Below are 4,171 nucleotides of genomic sequence, written 5' to 3' on the forward strand. Positions count from 1 at the left end.
GGGTGCCGGCGGTGCGATCGAGGGTGATGTATTCGAGGCCGATGTCGAGAAGGAATTTTAGGCGCCCCTGAATCTCCTTCAGGATCTGGCTGGCGATTGTCTGGTCGCGAGGGCTGAGGATGGGAGCGGCGCCGTTCGCGCCGGCCAAGCCGGTGGCCCAGTCCCAGGCGGCGGCGACGGACATGCCGGTGACGGCCATGATATGGCGACCGCCGATGAGCACCGACAACGCCTCTGGCTTAAGGCGCTTTCCCTCGCAGCGCAGGCAGGGCTGCGACGTCATGTAGCGCTCGATCTCAGCGCGCATGTACTCGGACTCGGTCTTCTGGTAGCGGCGCTCCATGTTCTGGATGACGCCTTCGAAATTCTCCTGGAACTCCCAGACGCGGTCGTGGTGGTGGCGAGAGCGGTGGCGGACCATGACGGCTTCGGTGCCGGCGCCGTGGAGCAGGAGATCGACCTGCTCCTTCTTCAGCGACTTCACCGGCTTGTCCATGGGAATGCCGTGCTTACTGGCGACGGCCTCGAGGATGGAGCCGTACCAAGGGGTGGACGTTCCGGCGTGCGCCCAAGGGTAGATCGCGCCCTGGGAGAGGGTGAGATCGCGGTCTGGGATCACGAGCTCGGGATCGACAACCAGCTTGGTGCCAAGGCCGGTGCATTCGGGACAGGCGCCGTAGGGGCTGTTGAAGGAGAAGATGCGCGGCGCCATCTCGGGGATGGTCACCCCGCACGCAACGCAGGTGAACTCCTGGCTGAAGAGAAATTCGGGGCCGCCCTCTTCTTGAAAGGTGACGAGTCCCTTGGACATCATCAGCGCGGTCTCGATCGAATCGGCGAGGCGCCGCTCGATGCCCGGCTTGATGAGCAGGCGGTCGATCACCACCTCGATGTTGTGCTTCATGTGGCGGGCCAGAACGATCTCTGCCCCGATCTCGTACATTCTCCCGTCCACGCGGACGCGGGTGTAGCCCTTCTTTTCCAGATCCTCGAGCTCCTTGCGGTAGACCCCCTTCCGGCCGCGCACGAGAGGGGCGAGAATCTGCAGATTCGTCCCCGTCCCGAGGACCATCGCCCGCTCAACCATTTGCGGCACGGTGAGGGCGTTCATCTCCTGGCCGCAGGAGGGGCAGTGCGGCACCCCGGCCCGGGCGTAGAGAAGCCGCATGTGGTCGTAAATCTCGGTCACCGTCCCCACGGTCGAGCGCGGGTTCTTGCCGACGGTCTTTTGCTCGATGGCGATGGTGGGCGAGAGGCCCTCGATGGAGTCCACATCGGGCTTATCAATCTGATCCATGAATTGCCGGGCGTAGGCCGAGAGGGACTCGATGTAGCGCCGCTGGCCCTCGCCGTAGAGGGTGTCGAAGGCGAGGCTGCTCTTCCCCGAGCCGCTGAGTCCGGTGAAGACGATCAGCTTGTCGCGTGGAATGTCGAGATTGAGATCTTTGAGGTTGTGCTCGCGCGCACCACGGATGACGATCTTGCGCTCACGCCGCACCCGGCCGTTCGTGGGACCCATTTTTCTCTCCGGCGGAATCCCCTGCGCAGCGCGCAGAAGGACAAGCATTTAACCTGTTAACATATCACGAAGGGCGGCAGGCTCCGAAGCGCAAAAAAAAAGAAACTTGGCCGCGGAGCGCCGGGCCGGATGGGAAGGAAAGTCTTATCGGGTGGAGAATCTAGTACCAGCAAAGACCCGCCGTCACGTTGATGTCCTGGCCGGTCATGTTCCTGCCTTCCTCCGAGCACAAAAAGACGCAGGCGGAGGCCACGTCCTCGGGCTGGACGAAGCGTTTGAGCGCCGCCCCGCCGGTGAAGACGGCCTCGGCCTCCTCGAGCGAGATGTTCTTCGCCTTGGCCTCGTTCTCCACCACGCGGCGGATGCGCTCGCCCTCCGTAGCACCCGGGCAAACCGTGTTCACCGTGACGCCGTAGGAGCCCACCTCAAAGGCAAGCGTCCGCGTGAGGCCGATGACCGCCATCTTCGATGACGTGTAGGCCGAGCGCGTCTCGAGGGGCCGCTTGCCGCTCATCGAGCTGATGTTGATGATCCGCCCCGAGCGGTTCTTTTTCATGATCGGGATCGTGTACTTGCAGGCGAGAAACATCCCCGTCACGTTGACGGCGAAGCACGCGTCCCAATCCTCGCGGGGGACATCTTCCATCGACATCATCGGGCCGGCCACGCCGGAGTTGTTCACCAGGATGTCGATGGTCCCCCACTCGCCGAGGGCCTTGTCCACCATGTTCTTGACCGAAGCCTCATCCGTGATGTCGGTCGGCACGATAATATACGACGCGCCGAGGGAGGCGATTTTTTTTGCCGTTCCCTGAAGATTTTTCTCGTTCCGGGCGGCCAGCACCACCTTTGCTCCCTCGCGGGCCATCGTGAGGGCGATGACCTGACCGATTCCCTGGCTCGCGCCGGTCACAATCGCCACCTTATCCTTCAAGCGCATGTTTATTGCCTCCAGGAAAATCCGCTTATCCGAGATCGACGCCGGGAAACCAGTAGGAAAGTTCAAACGCCGCCGTCTCGGGCGCATCCGAGCCGTGAGTCGAGTTGCGCTCGATGCTCTCGGCGAACTCCTTGCGAAGGGTTCCCTCGGCCGCATCCGCGGGGTTCGTCGCCCCCATCACGTCGCGCCAGTGCTTGATGGCGTTCTCGCGCTCGAGCGCCAGCACAACCGTCGCCCCCGAGGACATGAAGGCGGTCAGGTCGCCGAAAAAAGGACGCTCGCGGTGGACGGCGTAAAAGCCCTCCGCCTCGGCCTTCGTCATCCGCACCAGGCGCATGGCCAGAATCCGGAAACCTTCCTTTTCAATCCGCGAAAGAATCTTCCCGGCCAGCCCGCGCCCGGTGGCATCCGGCTTGACCATCGCAAACGTACGTTCCATCTTGCCGCTTCTCCTTTTCTCTCCCGGCTCAGGCGCGCCCGAGGGTCTTCGCCATCGTTTTGCCCATGTCGGCCGGGCTTTTTGTCACGTGAATGCCACACTCATCCATCACCCGCATCTTCTCCGCAGCCGTTCCCTCGCCACCGGAGATGATCGCCCCGGCATGGCCCATCCGGCGCCCCGGCGGGGCCGTCTGGCCGGCGATGAAGCCGACCATCGGTTTGCTGACGTTGTCCTTCGCCCAACGGGCGGCATCCTGCTCGGCCGTCCCGCCAATCTCGCCGATCATGACGATGGCCTCGGTCTCGGGGTCGTTTTCAAACATCTCGAGGAGCGGAATGTACATCGTCCCGATGATGGGGTCGCCGCCGATGCCGACACAGGTCGTCTGGCCGAGACCCACCTCGGTGAGCTGGGCAACCACTTCATACGTCAGGGTGCCGCTCTTGGAGATGACGCCGATGGAGCCCTTCTTGTGGATGTGCCCCGGCATGATGCCCATCTTGCACTCCTCGGGGCTGATGACGCCGGGGCAGTTCGGCCCGATGAGCACGCTGCTCTTCCCCTGCCGGTGGCGGTGGACATACACCATGTCGCGCACCGGAATTCCCTCGGTGATGCAAACAATCACGGGAACATCCGCGTCGAGCGCTTCCACGATGGCGTCCGCCGCAAAGGAGGGCGGGACAAAGATAAGCGAGGCATTGGCGCCCGTTTCGCGGACGGCCTCGTCCACCGAATTGAAAACCGGAACGCCTTCGACATCCTGGCCTCCCTTGCCGGGGGTCACGCCTGCGACAACGGCGCCGCCGCCGTCGGCAAATTCCAGGCTGTACTTCTGGCACTGCGACGCGTGAAAACCGCCCTCGCGGCCGGTGATGCCCTGAACGAGAATGCGGGTCTCTTTGTTGATGAGTATGCTCACAACCTCTCTCCCTCTACCGCTTCAGGGCCGCCACCACCTTTTCGGCGGCGTCGGCCATCCCGTTGCCCACGGTGAAGTCGAGACCGGAGTTTTTAAGAATTTCCCGGCCCTTCTCGACGTTGGTCCCCTCCATCCGGATGATGATGGGAACGTCCACGCGCACGGTTTTTACCGCCTCAACGACACCCTCCGCGAGTACATCGCAGCGGAGGATACCGCCGAAAATGTTGATGAAAACGGCCTTCACCGCCTTATCGCTCATCAGGATGCGGAAGGCGTTCTCGACCATTTCCCGGTTCGCGCCCCCACCGACATCAAGAAAGTTCGCGGGCGAGGAGCCGGTGAGCT

General features: G+C 63.0%; 5 protein-coding genes. All 5 read right to left on the reverse strand.

What is annotated here, in order from left to right:
* A partial coding sequence (locus O2807_12845; GenBank protein ID MDA1001387.1) for an excinuclease ABC subunit UvrA occupies positions 1 to 1,519 on the reverse strand: 1,519 nt, incomplete at its 3' end.
* A 160-nt stretch (positions 1,520 to 1,679) separates the two neighbouring features.
* Complete coding sequence (locus O2807_12850; protein ID MDA1001388.1) at positions 1,680 to 2,459, reverse strand: SDR family NAD(P)-dependent oxidoreductase; 780 nt, start codon at positions 2,457 to 2,459, stop codon at positions 1,680 to 1,682.
* A 25-nt stretch (positions 2,460 to 2,484) separates the two neighbouring features.
* Entirely contained in the window at positions 2,485 to 2,898 is a 414-nt protein-coding gene (gene ndk / locus O2807_12855) for a nucleoside-diphosphate kinase (GenBank protein ID MDA1001389.1), read from the reverse strand.
* Between the two features lie 28 nt (positions 2,899 to 2,926).
* Positions 2,927 to 3,823, reverse strand: coding sequence for a succinate--CoA ligase subunit alpha (sucD, locus tag O2807_12860; GenBank protein MDA1001390.1), 897 nt, complete (start codon positions 3,821 to 3,823; stop codon positions 2,927 to 2,929).
* Positions 3,824 to 3,836: 13 nt separating this feature from the next.
* The coding region (gene sucC, locus O2807_12865; protein ID MDA1001391.1) for a succinate--CoA ligase subunit beta at positions 3,837 to 4,171 on the reverse strand (335 nt) is incomplete at its 5' end.

Source organism: bacterium (genome assembly GCA_027622355.1).
Taxonomy (GTDB): Bacteria; UBA8248; UBA8248; order UBA8248; family UBA8248; genus JAQBZT01.

What these genes read in the sequence shown, in the direction of transcription:
- O2807_12850 (MDA1001388.1), bottom strand. Translation starts at nt 2,459, where the DNA reads ATGCGCTTGAAGGATAAGGTGGCGATTGTGACCGGCGCGAGCCAGGGA.
- ndk (MDA1001389.1), bottom strand. Translation starts at nt 2,898, where the DNA reads ATGGAACGTACGTTTGCGATGGTCAAGCCGGATGCCACCGGGCGCGGG.